This window comes from Pseudomonas sp. GW823-FHT04A03, assembly GCF_058796615.1.
Window position 1 is genome coordinate 1 of record NZ_JBXAIV010000009.1, and the last position, 15,120, is coordinate 15,120.

At 62.3% G+C, this 15,120-nt stretch carries 17 protein-coding genes; 7 read left to right on the plus strand and 10 right to left on the minus strand.

Annotation, left to right across the window (positions count from 1 at the left end; translation table 11 throughout):
* Nucleotides 1–85: 85 nt before the first annotated feature.
* Genes AC1Q9F_RS20905 through lptM form a run of 6 tightly spaced genes read right to left on the minus strand, consistent with a single transcriptional unit; the run spans nucleotide 86 to nucleotide 4,693 of the window.
* Nucleotides 86–790 (minus strand): HAD family hydrolase, encoded by a 705-nt coding sequence (locus AC1Q9F_RS20905; RefSeq protein WP_007951898.1) that lies wholly within the window; start codon nucleotides 788–790, stop codon nucleotides 86–88.
* Entirely contained in the window at nucleotides 787–1,686 is a 900-nt protein-coding gene (gene xerC / locus AC1Q9F_RS20910) for a tyrosine recombinase XerC (RefSeq protein WP_007951897.1), read from the minus strand. The genes AC1Q9F_RS20905 and xerC overlap by 4 nt, the downstream gene beginning before the upstream one ends.
* A 2-nt stretch (nucleotides 1,687–1,688) precedes the next feature.
* Nucleotides 1,689–2,414: a DUF484 family protein gene (locus tag AC1Q9F_RS20915; protein WP_007951894.1), complete on the minus strand. Its 726-nt coding sequence runs from the start codon at nucleotides 2,412–2,414 to the stop codon at nucleotides 1,689–1,691.
* Between the two features lie 13 nt (nucleotides 2,415–2,427).
* Complete coding sequence (dapF, locus tag AC1Q9F_RS20920) at nucleotides 2,428–3,258, minus strand: diaminopimelate epimerase (protein WP_011336523.1); 831 nt, start codon at nucleotides 3,256–3,258, stop codon at nucleotides 2,428–2,430.
* A 4-nt stretch (nucleotides 3,259–3,262) separates the two neighbouring features.
* The gene (gene lysA, locus AC1Q9F_RS20925; RefSeq protein WP_115079641.1) at nucleotides 3,263–4,510 is read right to left on the minus strand and encodes a diaminopimelate decarboxylase; all 1,248 of its coding nucleotides are present in this window, start codon (nucleotides 4,508–4,510) and stop codon (nucleotides 3,263–3,265) included.
* A gap of 9 nt (nucleotides 4,511–4,519) precedes the next feature.
* Nucleotides 4,520–4,693 carry an LPS translocon maturation chaperone LptM gene (gene lptM, locus AC1Q9F_RS20930; RefSeq protein WP_007951888.1) on the minus strand — a complete coding sequence of 58 codons (174 nt, stop codon included), beginning with the start codon at nucleotides 4,691–4,693 and terminating at the stop codon, nucleotides 4,520–4,522.
* 239 nt (nucleotides 4,694–4,932) lie between these two features.
* Between lptM and cyaY the strand changes: the two genes are divergently transcribed.
* The 3 genes from cyaY (at nucleotide 4,933) to rnk (ending at nucleotide 6,042) form a co-directional block, all read left to right on the plus strand.
* Entirely contained in the window at nucleotides 4,933–5,265 is a 333-nt protein-coding gene (gene cyaY / locus AC1Q9F_RS20935; RefSeq protein ID WP_492620882.1) for an iron donor protein CyaY, read from the plus strand.
* 4 nt (nucleotides 5,266–5,269) lie between these two features.
* Nucleotides 5,270–5,494, plus strand: a complete 225-nt coding sequence (locus AC1Q9F_RS20940; protein WP_045121669.1) for a DUF1289 domain-containing protein — start codon at nucleotides 5,270–5,272, stop codon at nucleotides 5,492–5,494.
* Nucleotides 5,495–5,622: 128 nt separating this feature from the next.
* Nucleotides 5,623–6,042, plus strand: coding sequence for a nucleoside diphosphate kinase regulator (gene rnk, locus AC1Q9F_RS20945; protein WP_179693300.1), 420 nt, complete (start codon nucleotides 5,623–5,625; stop codon nucleotides 6,040–6,042).
* A 6-nt stretch (nucleotides 6,043–6,048) separates the two neighbouring features.
* On the opposite strand, the gene AC1Q9F_RS20950 is transcribed toward rnk, so the two are convergent.
* From AC1Q9F_RS20950 to AC1Q9F_RS20960, 3 genes are all read right to left on the minus strand, one after another.
* Complete coding sequence (locus AC1Q9F_RS20950; protein WP_492620883.1) at nucleotides 6,049–8,892, minus strand: class I adenylate cyclase; 2,844 nt, start codon at nucleotides 8,890–8,892, stop codon at nucleotides 6,049–6,051.
* 194 nt (nucleotides 8,893–9,086) lie between these two features.
* On the minus strand, nucleotides 9,087–9,332 hold the full coding sequence (locus AC1Q9F_RS20955; protein WP_007951883.1) for a TIGR02647 family protein: 246 nt from the start codon (nucleotides 9,330–9,332) through the stop codon (nucleotides 9,087–9,089).
* A 191-nt stretch (nucleotides 9,333–9,523) separates the two neighbouring features.
* Nucleotides 9,524–9,808: a hypothetical protein gene (locus tag AC1Q9F_RS20960; RefSeq protein ID WP_192562815.1), complete on the minus strand. Its 285-nt coding sequence runs from the start codon at nucleotides 9,806–9,808 to the stop codon at nucleotides 9,524–9,526.
* 123 nt (nucleotides 9,809–9,931) lie between these two features.
* Here AC1Q9F_RS20960 and AC1Q9F_RS20965 point away from each other — a divergent pair, with 123 nt between their 5' ends.
* Entirely contained in the window at nucleotides 9,932–10,591 is a 660-nt protein-coding gene (locus AC1Q9F_RS20965; RefSeq protein WP_492620884.1) for a glutathione S-transferase family protein, read from the plus strand.
* A 55-nt stretch (nucleotides 10,592–10,646) separates the two neighbouring features.
* Here AC1Q9F_RS20965 and argH read toward each other — a convergent pair whose 3' ends face one another.
* Nucleotides 10,647–12,041 carry an argininosuccinate lyase gene (gene argH / locus AC1Q9F_RS20970; protein ID WP_492620885.1) on the minus strand — a complete coding sequence of 465 codons (1,395 nt, stop codon included), beginning with the start codon at nucleotides 12,039–12,041 and terminating at the stop codon, nucleotides 10,647–10,649.
* 474 nt (nucleotides 12,042–12,515) lie between these two features.
* Between argH and AC1Q9F_RS20975 the strand changes: the two genes are divergently transcribed.
* The 3 genes from AC1Q9F_RS20975 to AC1Q9F_RS20985 all read left to right on the plus strand — a co-directional run bounded on the left by AC1Q9F_RS20975 (nucleotide 12,516) and on the right by AC1Q9F_RS20985 (nucleotide 15,106).
* Entirely contained in the window at nucleotides 12,516–13,262 is a 747-nt protein-coding gene (locus tag AC1Q9F_RS20975) for a LytR/AlgR family response regulator transcription factor (protein WP_007951875.1), read from the plus strand.
* Nucleotides 13,263–13,400: 138 nt separating this feature from the next.
* Nucleotides 13,401–14,342 (plus strand): hydroxymethylbilane synthase, encoded by a 942-nt coding sequence (gene hemC / locus AC1Q9F_RS20980; protein ID WP_007951874.1) that lies wholly within the window; start codon nucleotides 13,401–13,403, stop codon nucleotides 14,340–14,342.
* The gene (locus AC1Q9F_RS20985) at nucleotides 14,339–15,106 is read left to right on the plus strand and encodes a uroporphyrinogen-III synthase (RefSeq protein WP_492620886.1); all 768 of its coding nucleotides are present in this window, start codon (nucleotides 14,339–14,341) and stop codon (nucleotides 15,104–15,106) included. Before hemC ends, AC1Q9F_RS20985 begins: the two co-directional genes overlap by 4 nt.
* Nucleotides 15,107–15,120: the final 14 nt, after the last annotated feature.

Here is a 15,120-nt window from a genome sequence, read left to right on the forward strand (position 1 = left end):
TAAAATACAAAACGCCCGATGCGGTGCATCGGGCGTTAGGGTGAAACAGGTGTAAACCTATTTCAGGACTAGACACGAAAGAAAACTAGCCGCGGCTGTTCCAGCGCGCAAGCACGGCAGGCAGATCGTTGAGGCTGCGAATCTCGGCATCCGGCAGACGCTCCGCTTCCCAGACCTTGCCGGCCGGGTTGAACCAGATCGCACGCAATCCGGCCTGCTGCGCCCCGGCGATGTCATCCCCCGGGTGATCGCCGATATGCACCGCGGCTTCGGCGCTCACGCCACCGCGTTGCAACGCTTCATGGAACAGTCGCGCATCCGGCTTCGCGATACCGATGTCTTCGGCACACAACGCAAACTTGAAGTAGTCCGCCAGCCCGAGACGACGCACATCGGCATTGCCGTTGGTGACCACGCCGAGTGCGTAGTGTTTGGCGAGGGTTTCCAGGATCGGCTCGACCTCCGGGAACACCTCGATCTGATGCCGCGCATGCAGAAACACTTCAAAACTCTTGTCTGCCAGCTCCGACGCTTCGCCGTGAGCGTAGCCGGCTTCTTCCAGCGCATGGAACAGCACTCGCCGGCGCAGCGCGCTGATACGGTGTTTGAGTCCCGGCTCATTGGCCAGCACCCGCTCGCGGATCGACCACAGATGTTCCACCGGCACCGCGCCCAGATTCGGCGCATGTTCGCTCAGCCATTCGCGCAAAACCGCTTCGGCGCTGACGATCACCGGGGCGGTGTCCCACAGGGTGTCGTCGAGGTCGAAGGTGATCAACTGGATGCTCATGAATCGTCGCCTTTCATGCGTTTGGCCCGTGGATGGGCGCTGTCGTAGACCGCCGCCAGGTGCTGGAAATCCAGGTGGGTATAGATCTGGGTGGTCTTGATGTCCGAATGGCCGAGCAGTTCCTGCACCGCGCGCAGATCCTGGGAGGACTCGAGCAAATGGCTGGCGAAGGAGTGCCGCAGCATGTGCGGGTGCAGGTTCTGCCCCAGTTCGCGCTCGCCGGCCAGTTTGACCCGAACCTGAATCGCTCGCGGGCCAAGGCGTCGGCCTTGCTGGCTGACGAATACGGCGTCGTCCGCCGGGTTGGTCAGCGCCCGTAGTGGTAGCCATTGCTCCAGTGCTTCCCGGGCCTTTTTGCCGACCGGCAACAGACGCGTCTTGCTGCCTTTACCAAGCACTTGAACCATGCCGTCGGCCAGATCGAGCTGATCGAGATTGAGCCCGGTCAACTCCGACAGGCGCAGGCCGGAGGAATAGAACAACTCCAGAATCGCCTGATCGCGTCGCGCGAGAAAATCGTCCTCGACCGCACCTTCAAGCAGTTGCAGGGCGCGATCGGTGTCGAGGGTTTTCGGCAGTCGGCGTTCGCCTTTGGGCGGTGCCAGGCCGGTGGCCGGATCGTGATCGCAGAGGCCTTCGCGATTCAGATAGTGATAGAGCCCGCGCACCGCCGAGAGCAGGCGCGCCAGACTGCGCGACGACTGGCCCTGAGCATGCAGGCGGGCGATCAGGCTGCGCAGGCGCTGGATGTCCAGGGCCTGCCAGCTGCCGATATTTTGCTTGTTGCACCAGCCGAGGACTTTGTCGAGATCGCGTCGGTAGGCCGACAGCGTATGCGGCGACACCTGCCGCTCACTGCGCAGGTGTTCGCAGTAAGCGTCCAGTTGTCGTTCCATGCTCAGCGTACCGAGCGCAGGGAGCTGTTGACCCGTGGCAGCACGCGACCCATGACTTCGGCGATGTAGCTGAGGAACAGCGTGCCGACCGAGCTCTTGTAGTGCTGCGGATCACGGCTGGCGATGGCCAGGATTCCGTGGATGCCTTGATGGCTGACGGCGACCACGGCGGTGGAGCCGATCTGCTTGCGCTGTTCTTCGCCGAACAGGAAGTCCAGCTCATGTTCACGCAGGCTGCCGCTGACGCTCTTGCCTTCGGTGAGCAATCCGCCGATGGCGGTTTGCGCGTCGGCGTGGGTCACCCAGCGGCCGACCGGGGCCGGGTTGTCGCCGAGCAGGATCAGGCTGACGAAGGGCACCTGGAAATCCTGGCGCAGGCTGTCTTCAACGCTGATCACCACGTCTTCCAGAGTGGCAGCGTCCATCAGCGCAAGGATCAGGCGGCGGGTCTTGTCGAACAGGCGATCGTTGTCCCGGGCAACGTCCATCAAGTGCGAGAGACGGTGACGCATCTCGATGTTGCGGTCGCGCAGGATGGCCATCTGGCGCTCGACCAGCGAGACGGTATCGCCACGCTGATGGGGGATGCGCAGGGACGGCAGCAGTTCTTCATGCTCGACGAAGAAGTCCGGATGAGCCTCCAGGTACGCGGCAACCGCTGCCGCCTCCAGGCTCTCGGACGCTGATTCACCGGACTGTCGGGCGGGTACCTGAGGCTTATCGGTCATGGCTTCTGCTCACTCAAAGACGCACTTGTCCTTCGTATACGCGCACTGCCGGGCCGGTCATCAACACCGGTTGGCCGGGGCCTGCCCACTCAATGGACAGACGCCCGCCCGGCAGGTCGATCAGCAGTGGCGAATCCATCCACCCCTGACTGATCGCAGCTACAGCAGCAGCGCAGGCACCGGTGCCGCAGGCCTGGGTTTCCCCGGCGCCGCGTTCCCAGACGCGCAGTTGTGCGCGATGGCGGTCGATGACCTGGAGAAAACCGACGTTGACCCGTGCCGGAAAGCGCGGATGGTGTTCGATTTTCGGCCCCAGTTCATGCACCGGTGCAGTGTTGATATCGCTGACCCGCAGCACCGCATGGGGGTTGCCCATCGATACCGCCGCCAGATCGACCGGCGTACCGTCGACATCGACCTGATAACTCAGGGCCTGCTCCGGCGCCTGGAACGGAATGTCCGCCGGCACCAGGCGCGGGGCACCCATGTTCACGCCGATCTGGCCGTCGTTACGCACGTCCAGTTCGATGATGCCGCCCTTGGTCTCGACGCGGATCTGCCGTTTGGCGGTCAGGCGCTTGTCGAGCACGAAGCGGGCGAAGCAGCGGGCACCGTTGCCGCACTGTTCCACTTCGGAGCCGTCGGAGTTGAAGATCCGGTAACGGAAATCCACATCCGGATTGCTCGGCGCTTCGACGATCAGCAACTGGTCGAAACCGATGCCGGTGTGCCGGTCGCCCCACATTTTTGCGTGCTTGGGCTGAATATGCGCGTGCTGGCTGACCAGGTCGAGGACCATGAAGTCGTTGCCCAGGCCGTGCATCTTGGTAAAACGCAGCAGCATGGGGTTACTCCGGCAGCAGGCTTTCGCCGGCAAACAGCTCGGCCACGGTCTCGCGGCGGCGCACTTCAAATGCCTGATCACCATCCACCAGCACTTCGGCGGCACGGCCGCGAGTGTTGTAGTTGGAGCTCATCACGAAACCGTAGGCACCGGCCGAATGCACGGCCAGCAGATCGCCTTCTTCCAGCGCCAGTTCGCGTTCCTTGGCGAGGAAGTCGCCGGTTTCGCAGATCGGGCCAACGACGTCGTAGGTACGCGCAGCGGTATCGCGTGGCTTGACCGGAGTCACGTCCATCCAGGCCTGGTACAGCGCCGGGCGGATCAGGTCGTTCATCGCCGCGTCGACGATGGCGAAGTCTTTGTGCTCGGTGTGCTTGAGGTACTCAACCTGAGTCAGCAGCACGCCGGCGTTGGCGACGATGAAGCGGCCCGGTTCGAACACCAGTGCCAGATCACGACCGACCAGACGCTCGCGCACGGCCTTGATGTAATCGGCGGCCAATGGCGGCTCTTCATCGCGATAACGCACGCCCAGGCCACCACCGAGATCGATGTGGCGCAGGTGGATGCCGCAATCGCCGAGGCGATCGACCAGATCCAGCAGGCGATCGAGGGCATCGAGGAACGGAGGCAGAGTGGTCAGTTGCGAACCGATGTGGCAGTCGACGCCGACCACTTCCAGGTTCGGCAGGTGCGCGGCACGCACGTACACGTCTTCGGCGTCGGCGATGGCGATGCCGAACTTGTTCTCTTTGAGACCGGTGGAAATGTACGGGTGGGTGCCGGCATCGACGTCCGGGTTCACGCGCAGCGAGATCGGCGCGCGAACGCCCAGCTCGGCGGCGACCACTTGCAGGCGCTCGAGCTCGTCGGTGGATTCGACGTTGAAGCAATGCACGCCGACTTCCAGCGCACGGCGCATGTCGTCACGGGTCTTGCCGACACCCGAGAACACGATCTTGTCCGGGCTGCCACCGGCGGCCAGAACACGTTCCAGCTCGCCACGGGAGACGATGTCGAAACCGGCGCCGATGCGGGCCAGGACATTCAATACACCGAGGTTGGAGTTGGCCTTGACCGCAAAGCAGACCAGGTGCGGCATGCCGGCCAGCGCATCGGCGTAGGCCAGGTACTGGGCCTCGATGTGCGCGCGGGAGTAAACGTAGGTCGGTGTGCCGAAGCGATCGGCGATGGCGGACAGCGCCACACCTTCCGCGAACAGTTCCCCGCCACGGTAGTTAAAAGCGTCCATGGCGATCCCTTAGTAAACGTCGTGCTTGTGTGCCTTGGAGACAGGCTGCTTTTGCGAAGACTGGGCTTGCTCGGCCGGGTCCTGATCTTCATCGGGCAGGTACAGCGGGCCTTTTTGACCACAGGCCGAAACGAGGCAGGCAACCGCGACGAGCGCAGCAAGGGAAGAGATCAGGCGCTTCATGGCGAAATCCTTGAAAATGCGTTAATTGCGCCGGAGTATACCGGCCACCCGGCAGCTTGCCTATGCGACGGAACTCCCGTCCGGCGGGGCTCGGGCTGCGGCGCGGAAACTTTTCCCGCGTGGCGGGTGGATATTTCGTCGCCGGGCAGGGCGCTTGGTCGTTATCCTTTGCAATCGGCTGGCAGCGTCCGTATCTTGCGGCGCTTGAGCCTGATCAGACATTTTTTGAGGTTGCCGCAATGAGTTTGTCCGAAGCCCGTTTCCACGATCTGGTCGATGAAACCCAGGAAAAACTGGAAGACATCTTCGACGACAGCGACCTGGACATCGACATGGAGAACTCGGCGGGTGTGCTGACCGTCAAGTTCGAGAACGGCACCCAGCTGATCTTCAGTCGTCAGGAACCGTTGCGTCAGCTGTGGCTGGCCGCCGTGTCCGGTGGTTTCCATTTCGACTACAACGAAGAAAGCGAACGCTGGATGTGCGACAAGAGCGAAGAACAGCTGGGCGAAATGCTCGAGCGCATCGTCAAGCAGCAGGCCGGCACCGAATTTGATTTCGAAGGCCTGTGATTTCGTGACTGACACCGCTCCCGTTCGTCCGCCGAAGCCGCTTTACAGCAATGTCAGCCCGGCCGTCCCTTCGCCGTGCACCGGCGTGTGCCGGCTGGATGAGCAGAAGGTCTGCCTCGGCTGCATGCGCCATGTCGAAGATATCCGCGAGTGGCGTTCGGCCGATGACGAGCGCCGTCGAGTAATTTGTGCGCAAGCGGCTCAGCGCCGGCAGCTCGCCGGAGCGTAGCTTGTATATTTTTTGAGCTGTGATAGTGTCCGGAAACGCCTCAACCCATCGAGGCCTGGTGAGAACCCCGTCTTTTTTGGCGGGGTTTTGCTTTTTTTGTGTGCAGAAGAAAGGAGTCTGCCCGGATCATGACCGCACCTTCCATCACCCTTACCCGTCTGGACGTGCAACGTCTGGAGCGCCTGATCGACAGCCTGAACGAGAAGGACCAGGCTGCGCCGGGCGTGATCGCGCTGCAAACCGAACTGGACCGCGCCGATACCCTGGTCGGTCACGATGAAGTGCCTGCCGATGTCGTGACGATGAATTCCCGTGTGCACTGCCGCGAAGAGGGCAGTGGCAAGGACTACCACCTGACCCTGGTCTATCCGAAGCACGCCAACGCCGATGAAGGCAAAATCTCGATCCTGGCCCCGGTCGGCAGTGCGCTGCTGGGCCTGAAGGTTGGTCAGCACATCGACTGGCCGGCTCCGGGTGGCAAGACCCTGAAACTGACCTTGCTCGAAGTCGAATCGCAGCCGGCCAACGGCGGTGATTTCCCGGAGTAACCCGCCTCAGACCTGCTCGAGCGCCTCGTTCAGAGAGCGTTCCAGGTCGGCCTTGTAACGCAGATACAGATTGCTCGAACTCTGCCCGTCACCGATCACACCCGACAGGTCCAGGTCGGTGATGTAGCAGCGGTAGCGCTCGGTTTCCCGGCGCTGCCCGACGATCTCCCGGGCGACCACGCTGAACAGCTGGTCGCCATGTTCCAGCTCGCTGAATTCCCGTTGATTGCAATACAGCGTGACCTGCACTTCGCCGGGTGCGGCCTTGCCGACGATCGCCTGCACGTCGTAGAACGGTTTGTTGACCGGCGTCTGCGGTGCCGGGCGCATTTCGACCCGTCGCGCGCGTCCCGGCCCTGATGGCAATAACTGGTAATACAAGATTTCAAGGCTGGCGGCATGGCCCGCATCCATCGGCAGTAGCGCTTCGCGGCGGAACTGTATCGATTGCAGGAACCGCTGCAACGGCACCAACAGGCTTTGCTCGTCGTGATAGGGCAAGTGCTGTTGCCATAGCGCATTGAACTCGTCGAGCACGTACAGCTCGGCCGTTTGCTCGGTGATCCGGTAGAACACCTGAATGCATTCGGGCTGGCCCATCGGCAGGATCAACGCCAGGTCGTGGTCTTCCAGCGCCATCGGGTCCAGGTGCAGCGGGCTGTAGTGCGGCTGTTCCTCGCCCAGGTAATCGAGCAGCGCCGGCAGGGTGGCGAGGGCCACATGGCTGACCTGGCCCGGCACCAGTTCCAGCACGTGGTAATGCTGCTGCACCTGAATCAGGTAGCGGTGATTCAGATCGCTGAGCAACAGGGTCTGCGCGGTGTCGACAATTTCTTCCACCCGGCGGGCGATGAATTGCGCGCGGTTGTGACAGAAACAACGCACTCGCAGCGACGGCTGTTGCGGCCCGCGCGGCAGGTTGTTGAGGTAATCGCGCAGGCAGTCCATCAGGGCATGCGGGCCGTCGAAGCGGTTGACCAGCACTTCGTTCCAGCTGTTGAGCGTGACCTGATCGAGGGTCAGCACCAGATTTTCGCGTACGCCGGCGTAGCTCAGGGAGTCCGTGCGCTCGGTGGTCATCAGGATGTTCAGGTCGCGGTGATGCTTGAGCGGGTCGACCCCGACATTCACCAGCATCAGCACTTCGCTTGGCACGGCGGCACGCAGCAGCGGTTCTTCGGCAACGGTCGACAAGGGCAGGGCGATGCTTTGTTGGAGGCTGCCGAGCAGGTTGAACAGCTCGAACTCGCTCAAATCGCTGGTGCCGGGATGCAGGGCCAGTCGGGTGCTGCTGTCGATCACACCGTTGCGGTGGCACCAGGTCAGCAGCTCCAGCAACTCGCGGCTGCGCTTGATCGGCGCGAAGTGTTCCCACTCCAGCGCTGTCAGGCTGCCGTTGTACAGGCCCCACTGGGTTTGGCCCGGTTCCTTTTTGTTCGGCGATTGCACCAGGGTCAGCGTGTCTTCGGCCAGGTCCGGGGCGATGCCGGGGTTGATGAACTCGACCTTGTCGGCCTTGCGTTCGAACGCTGCGTACAGGCGCCGGCCGAGGACGTTGAGGTCGCGCTTGTTGATCAGGCTGACAGTCTGTTCGGTACGGGCGAACTGGGTCAGGAAGCGGTAGCTGTAATTCAGTTCGTTGACCAGCGCCCGGCGCTCGGCGCTGACCTGGCGGACTTTCCACTGGCTGCGGCTGTCGAGCAGCGCCAGTTGCCGCTGATCCCAGTGCCATTCGCTGGCCAGCCTTTCCAGCAGTGAACGCTGCCAGCTCTGGGTGCGGGTATTGCCGGTGAGCTTGCGGTTGACCTTGAGGTACAGCGCGCGGCGCACCAGCTCCAGGCGCTCCGGCTCATTGCGCGCAGTGAGGTATTCCTCGATCCGGCGGTAAACCACCATGTACGGATCCAGTTCGTCGAGATCCAGTCGGTTGGCGAATACGGCCTGTTTGAAGCGCAGGCTCAGGCACTGCACCTGCGGATGTTCGCTGGCGTAGACCTCGGTCAGCAGCAGCTTGAGCACCGACTTGTAAGGTGACTCGATGCCCTTGAACAGTTGCCACAGCCCGGCGCCGACGAACTCGCCCGGCGGAATGTGCGCCATCGGCCCCAGGTCGAGGGTTTCATCGTTGCGGATGAAACGCTTGGAAATCAGGGTGTGGGTGTACGCGTCGTAGGCGCGTTCTTCGTAGACCGGCACCAGCCACCAGATCGGCGTGCGCCCGGCGAGCCAGATCGCGGTGCGGTAGAACTCGTCCAGCAGCAGATAGTGCTGGGTGGTGCCGCAATCTTCGGAGCTGAGCTGGGTGTCGCGTTCGCCTTTGACGAAGCGCACCGGGTCGATCAGGAAGAAGTGCGCTTCGGCCCCCTGGCTGGCAGCCCAGGTTTCGAGCAACTGGCATTTCTTGCGCAGCTCAGCGAGTTCGCTGTCGCTCAGGTCGGGGGCGTGGCAGACCCACACGTCCATGTCGCTCTGGTCGGCCTGGGCCAGCGTGCCGAGGCTGCCCATCAGGAACAGACCGTGAATCGGCCGTGGCGGGTTGCTGCCGTGACGCGGCTTGTAGGAGAACGAGCGGGTCAGGCGCTGGGCTTCGGCAAGCGCGTCGGCGTCCGGTTCGTAATTCGACAGTCCGGCCGGTGTGCTGCCCGAGACATAACCCGGCAACAGCGGATGATTGACGTGAAAAAACAGCGGCAGCAGCGTCAGTACACTTTGCTGACGCGTCGACAGGCCTTCCAGCGCCCGGTTCAGGCGGCCTTCATTGAGTTTGAGAAAACGTGCGCGTAGCTGGCTGAGTACCTTGCGGTCGATGCCTTCGTCCAGGTCGGGGCGGATTTCATGGGTGCGGGTCATGTCGGCTCAAACCGGCGCGCAGGGCTCGGAGGCAAAGGGTCTCGGGTGTCCGGGAGTTTAGCGCCTGAGCGGCAGGACTTTTAAGCTGAATTTGTTTTTTGACGTCAGATTTCTATCGCGCGGCGATGGGCGACGTTCATGGCTGGCCCGCGGAAATCCCGTGGCAGGGGTTTCCGTGGGCAAAGTCGGGAGGATCAGGCGGTTTGCTGCTCTTTGAGAATCGTCAGTACGGTTTGCACGTTCTGTGCGGCATCGCGACCGAGGCTGGTCAGGTAACCGCCATCAGGCTGGTCTGTCAGTTCTTTTTCGAACAGGCGTTGTGCGGCGGCAATGTGCTTCGGGGCAGCGGTCTGATGAATTTTCAGACCTTCCTGGGAACTGTCCAGGTTGAAGAGTGCGAGGACTTCCAGTTCGGCAACCAACTCAGGGGTAAGCGACATAAGGACTCCAGACTTTCTAGGAATTGGACGACAGCGCCCCTAAGGTGAACCTGCCGGCGCGGCCTGTCCAGTGCGCGTGTCAGGGTTTTTGTCCCGGGGTGGATTCCAGTGTAGTCAGGGGGCGGCAGAAGACCGCGAAGATGGGTGACAAATTGTGTGGGAGCAGGCCCGCTCCCACAGCGAGGGACCGTTTACTGCTTTTCCGGTGGCAATTCCGGCAGTGCGCGCAGCGCGGTCTCGTACCACTCGGTATCGAACGCGCGGTCATCGTCGAGCATCGCGTCGATTTCACAGGCCAGCACGTGGGCCATCAGATTCAGGATGTCATCACGCTCGTAACCGACCAGCGTCAGCTTGTTGAAGGTTGCCTTGGCCGCTGGCGGGTTGTCGCTTTCGATCTGGTTCTCGATCGCTTCGATCAGCGTCGATTCGGTGAACTCTTCTTCATCATTGTCGATGTCAGTCGGCTCGCTCATGGCAGGCTCCTCAAGGAAAGGCGCCAGTTTACCCGCATTCAGCAGCGTGATGCTGCTGGCAGGATTCCCCGGAGCGATCTATAAACAGGCACTGCCCACCCCGCACGGCCTGGAGGCTATGTGATGTTCAAGCTCTATGGATTCTCCGTCAGCAACTACTACAACATGGTCAAACTGGCGCTGCTGGAAAAAGGCCTGCCGTTCGAAGAGGTCACGTTCTACCCGACGCCAACGCCTGAGTCCCTGGCCATCAGCCCGCGCGGCAAGGTGCCGGTGCTGGGAGCTGAAGGCGGGTACATCAACGAAACGATGGTGATGCTCGAATACCTCGAAAGCAGTCAAAAGGGTGTCCCGCTGTTGCCGACCGAGCCGTTTGCCCGCGCTCAGGTGCTGGCGGTGGCCAAGGAAATCGAGCTGTATATCGAGCTGCCGGCCCGTGCCTGTTACGGCGAAGCGTTTTTCGGCACGGCGCTGCCGGAGGCGATCAAGGAGAAAACCAAGGCTGAATTGCTGCTGGGTTTTGCGGCGCTGGGGCGTCACGGCAAATTCGTCCCGTTTGTGGCGGGCGACAGCTTGAGCATTGCGGATTTGTACTTCCTCTACAGCGTGCCGCTGGCGGCTGCGGTGGGGCACAAACTGTTCGGTCTGGATTTACTGGCGGAGATGCCAAAGGCCAAGGCGCTGCTGGAGCGACTTGAGCAGAATCCGCACGTGCAGAAGATTGCGGCGGACAAGGATGCGGCGATGCCGGCGTTTTTGGCGATGATCGCAGCCAAAAAGTAGAAAACTTTAAGCAAGTTCGCGGGCAAGTCGAGCATTCGACTTGCCCGCGATGCTTTTAGCGGCTGGCGATCAGCGCCTGACCGCGAACCACGGCAGCCTTGACCTGCGCCGGCGCAGTACCGCCGATGTGGTCACGGGCATTTACCGAGCCTTCCAGGGTCAGCACGGCAAACACGTCCTGCTCGATCTGGTCGCTGAACTGGCGCAGTTCTTCCAGGCTCATTTCTGCCAGATCCTTGCCGGTGTCAACGCCGTACTTCACTGCGTGGCCGACGATCTCGTGGCAATCACGGAACGGCAGGCCACGGCGTACCAGGTAGTCGGCGAGGTCAGTGGCGGTCGAGAAACCGCGCAGCGCCGCTTCGCGCATGATCGCGTGCTTTGGTTTGATCGCCGGGATCATGTCGGCAAAGGCCCGCAGCGAGTCGCGCAAGGTGTCGGCGGCGTCGAACAGCGGTTCCTTGTCTTCCTGGTTGTCCTTGTTGTAGGCCAGCGGCTGGCCTTTCATCAGGGTCAGCAGGCCCATCAGGGCGCCGAACACACGACCGGTCTTGCCGCGTACCAGCTCTGGAACATCCGGGTTCTTTTTTTGCGGCATGATCGAGCTGCCGGTGCAGAAGCGGTCCGGCAGATCGATGAACTGGAACTGCGCGCTGGTCCACAGCACCAGCTCTTCGGAGAAACGCGACAGGTGCATTATCGCGATGCTCGCGGCGGAGCAGAATTCGATGGCGAAGTCACGGTCGGACACGTTGTCCAGCGAGTTGCCGCCGACGGCGTCGAAACCCAGCAGCTGCGCGGTGTATTCGCGGTCGATCGGGTAAGTGGTGCCGGCCAGTGCGGCGCTGCCCAGCGGCATGCGGTTGGTGCGCTTGCGGCAGTCGACCAGACGCTCGTAGTCGCGGCTGAGCATTTCGAACCAGGCCAGCATGTGGTGCCCGAAGGTCACCGGCTGAGCGGTCTGCAGGTGGGTGAAGCCCGGCATGATGCTGGCGGCTTCACGTTCGGCCTGCTCCAGCAGGCCTTTTTGCAGGCGGTTTATCTCGTTCAGGATCAGGTCGATCTCGTCACGCAGCCACAGGCGGATGTCGGTGGCGACCTGGTCGTTGCGGCTGCGGCCGGTGTGCAGCTTCTTGCCGGTGACGCCGATGCGGTCGGTCAGGCGTGCTTCGATGTTCATGTGCACGTCTTCGAGGTCGACGCGCCAGTCGAACTGGCCGGCCTCGATTTCGCCCTGGATGGTCTTCAGGCCATCGATGATGCTGTCGCGCTCGGCATCCGTCAGCACGCCGACTTTGGCCAGCATGGTGGCGTGGGCGATCGAGCCCATGATGTCGTGGCGATACAGGCGCTGGTCGAAAGTGACGGAGGCGGTGAAGCGGGCGACGAAGGCGTCGACGGGTTCACTGAAGCGGCCGCCCCAGGACTGATTGGTCTTGTCAGTGCTCATGAATTCGCTCGTATCGGCTTGAAGAAAGAAGGCGTGAAACGCTGGCGCGGATAATAACAGGGTTGCCAATCCTGTCGCTGACACTGGTCGATACGTTTTTTTCTCATGTCCTCCTCCATAGTCGCCGGTGTCGCCGGGGGATTTGCGCAAGGATATTTTTCGATTGAGCAATATCGGCCCGACGAGCGTCTACAGTAGGACATAGGGGTCGACGTGGCGGCGGATCGCGCAAAGATCCGGCCACCGACTATAAGAAGAGAGAGGGGTGGGTGTATTGGCCATTGGCATACCCTGCGTAAAACGCAGTCGGCGACGGGCGTCAGGCGGTACGTTGCAGGTGTCGGCAAATATTGCCGGCCGACGTACGGCACTTTTTGGCGCTCGCGCTAGTCTTAGCGTGGATCGCGGTGACGGACGTCACTCCACTTGTCTACGCTATCCTTGTGCGAGACTCACGCAGGAATCCAGCGCAATATGAATGTCCTGATCGTTGATGACGAACCACTGGCCCGCGAGCGACTCAGCCGAATGGTGAGCGAGCTCGAGGGCTACACAGTCCTGGAGCCCAGCGCCACCAATGGCGAAGAGGCGTTGGCGCTGATCGACAGCCACAAGCCGGATATCGTGCTGCTCGATATCCGCATGCCGGGCCTCGATGGCCTGCAGGTGGCTGCCCGTCTGTGCGAACGCGAAACCCCGCCAGCCGTGGTGTTTTGCGCAGGTCCCGATGAATTTGCCGTGGAAGCCCTGCAGGCCAGCGCCGTGGGCTATGTGGTGAAACCCGTGCGAACCGAACATCTGCATGACGCCCTGAAACGGGCTGAACGTCCCAACCGGGCCCAGCTCTCGGCCCTGACCCGCCCTGCTGCCGAAAGCGGTAACGGCCCGCGCAGCCACATCAGTGCCCGGACCCGCAAAGGCATCGAACTGATCCCGCTGGATCAGGTGGTGTATTTCATTGCCGACCACAAATACGTGACCTTGCGCCATGAGGGTGGCGAAGTTCTTCTGGATGAGCCGCTCAAGGCGCTGGAAGACGAATTCGGCGAGCGCTTCGTGCGGATCCACCGCAACGCGCTGGTCGCCCGCGACCGCATCGAGCGTCTGCAACGTACACCGCTGGGCCACTTCCAGTTGTTCCTCAAGGGCCTGAACGGTGACGCGCTGATTGTCAGCCGCCGGCATGTGGCGGGTGTGCGCAAAATGATGCAGGGGCTTTAGTCCGCAGGCTCCGGGCGGTTCTTCGTTCTTTTCACCAGGCATCGCAGGCCAGGGAGGCCACGCCGTTTCTGATTCAGGTCAAAGTGGATTTGGCTGAGCTGTTATTATCCGCCGTATCTATTCAGTACGGATTGATCCATGTCCTCTCGCGAAATCCGCATCGCCACCCGCAAAAGTGCTCTGGCCCTCTGGCAGGCCGAATACGTCAAAGCCCGTCTGGAAGCAGCCCACCCGGGCCTGCTGGTGACGCTGGTGCCCATGGTCAGTCGCGGCGACAAGCTGCTTGATTCGCCCCTGTCGAAAATCGGCGGCAAGGGCCTGTTCGTCAAGGAACTGGAAACCGCGCTGCTGGAAAACGAAGCTGACATCGCCGTGCATTCGATGAAAGACGTGCCGATGGATTTCCCCGAAGGCCTCGGTCTGTTCTGCATCTGCGAGCGCGAAGATCCGCGTGACGCGTTTGTCTCCAATACCTATTCCAGCCTCGATGCGTTGCCAGCCGGCAGCATCGTCGGCACCTCCAGCCTGCGTCGCCAGGCGCAGTTGCTGACGCGCCGTCCAGATCTTGAGATCCGTTTTCTGCGCGGCAACGTCAACACCCGTCTGGCCAAGCTCGACGCCGGTGAGTACGACGCGATCATCCTTGCGGCAGCTGGTCTGATCCGCCTCGGTTTCGAAGACCGCATCACCTCGGCCATCAGCGTCGACGACAGCCTGCCGGCCGGTGGCCAGGGCGCCGTCGGTATCGAATGCCGCAGCGCCGACACTGAAATCCATGCCTTGCTCGCGCCTCTGCATCACGCCGACACCGCTGACCGTGTCACGGCCGAGCGTGCCCTCAACAAACATCTGAATGGCGGCTGCCAGGTGCCGATCGCCTGCTACGCCGTGCTTGAAGGCGATCAGTTGTGGCTGCGCGGTCTGGTGGGCGAGCCGAGCGGCGGCAAACTTCTCAGCGCACAGGCTCGTGCACCGCGTGCAGCAGCGGAGACGCTGGGCGTGCAGGTCGCCGAAGACCTGCTGAGCCAGGGCGCCGACGATATTCTCAAGGCAGTCTACGGCGAGGCAGGTCACGAGTGACCGCCTGGCGCCTGCTGCTGACGCGCCCGGCGGAGGACTGTTCGGCGCTCGCCGCCGTGCTGGCCGAACAAGGGATTTTCAGCAGCTGTCTGCCGCTTTTGGAAATCGCGCCACTGCCGGTCTCTGACACAATGCGCCGCACGATCACGCAACTGCCGCGTTACAGCGCGGTGATCGTTGTCAGCAAACCGGCGGCGCGGATCGCGGTGGATCTGCTCGACGCTCTGGGGCTGGCGACGCCGACGATGCCGTGGTTCAGCGTGGGCGCGGCGACCGCCGCTATCCTTCGGGATCGAGGGCTGGATGTGAGCTTCCCGGACGCGGGCGACGACAGCGAAGCCTTGCTGCAATTGCCGCGTCTGCTGGCGGCGGTGGCCGTGCCCGGTTCGCAAGTGTTGATCCTGCGCGGGGAGGGCGGACGCGAGCTGCTGGCCGAGCGCCTGCGCGCGCTTGGTGCTAGTGTCGAATACTTGGAGTTGTACCGTCGCGACCTGCCGGACTATCCGCCGCAGGAGCTGCCCCGCAGGATTGCAGCGGAACGCCTGAACGGGCTGGTGGTCAGCAGTGGACAGGGTTTCGAGCACCTGCGCCAACTGGCCGGCGACAGCTGGCCTGCACTTGCGCAGTTGCCGTTGTTTGTTCCAAGCCCAAGGGTTGCCGAGCAGGCCAGTGCCGCCGGGGCCCGAACAGTTGTGGATTGTCGCGGCGCCAGTGCCGCGGCCTTGCTGACGGCGTTACGGGAGCATCCCGTGCCCGTTCTCTAATGCAAAGGATGGAT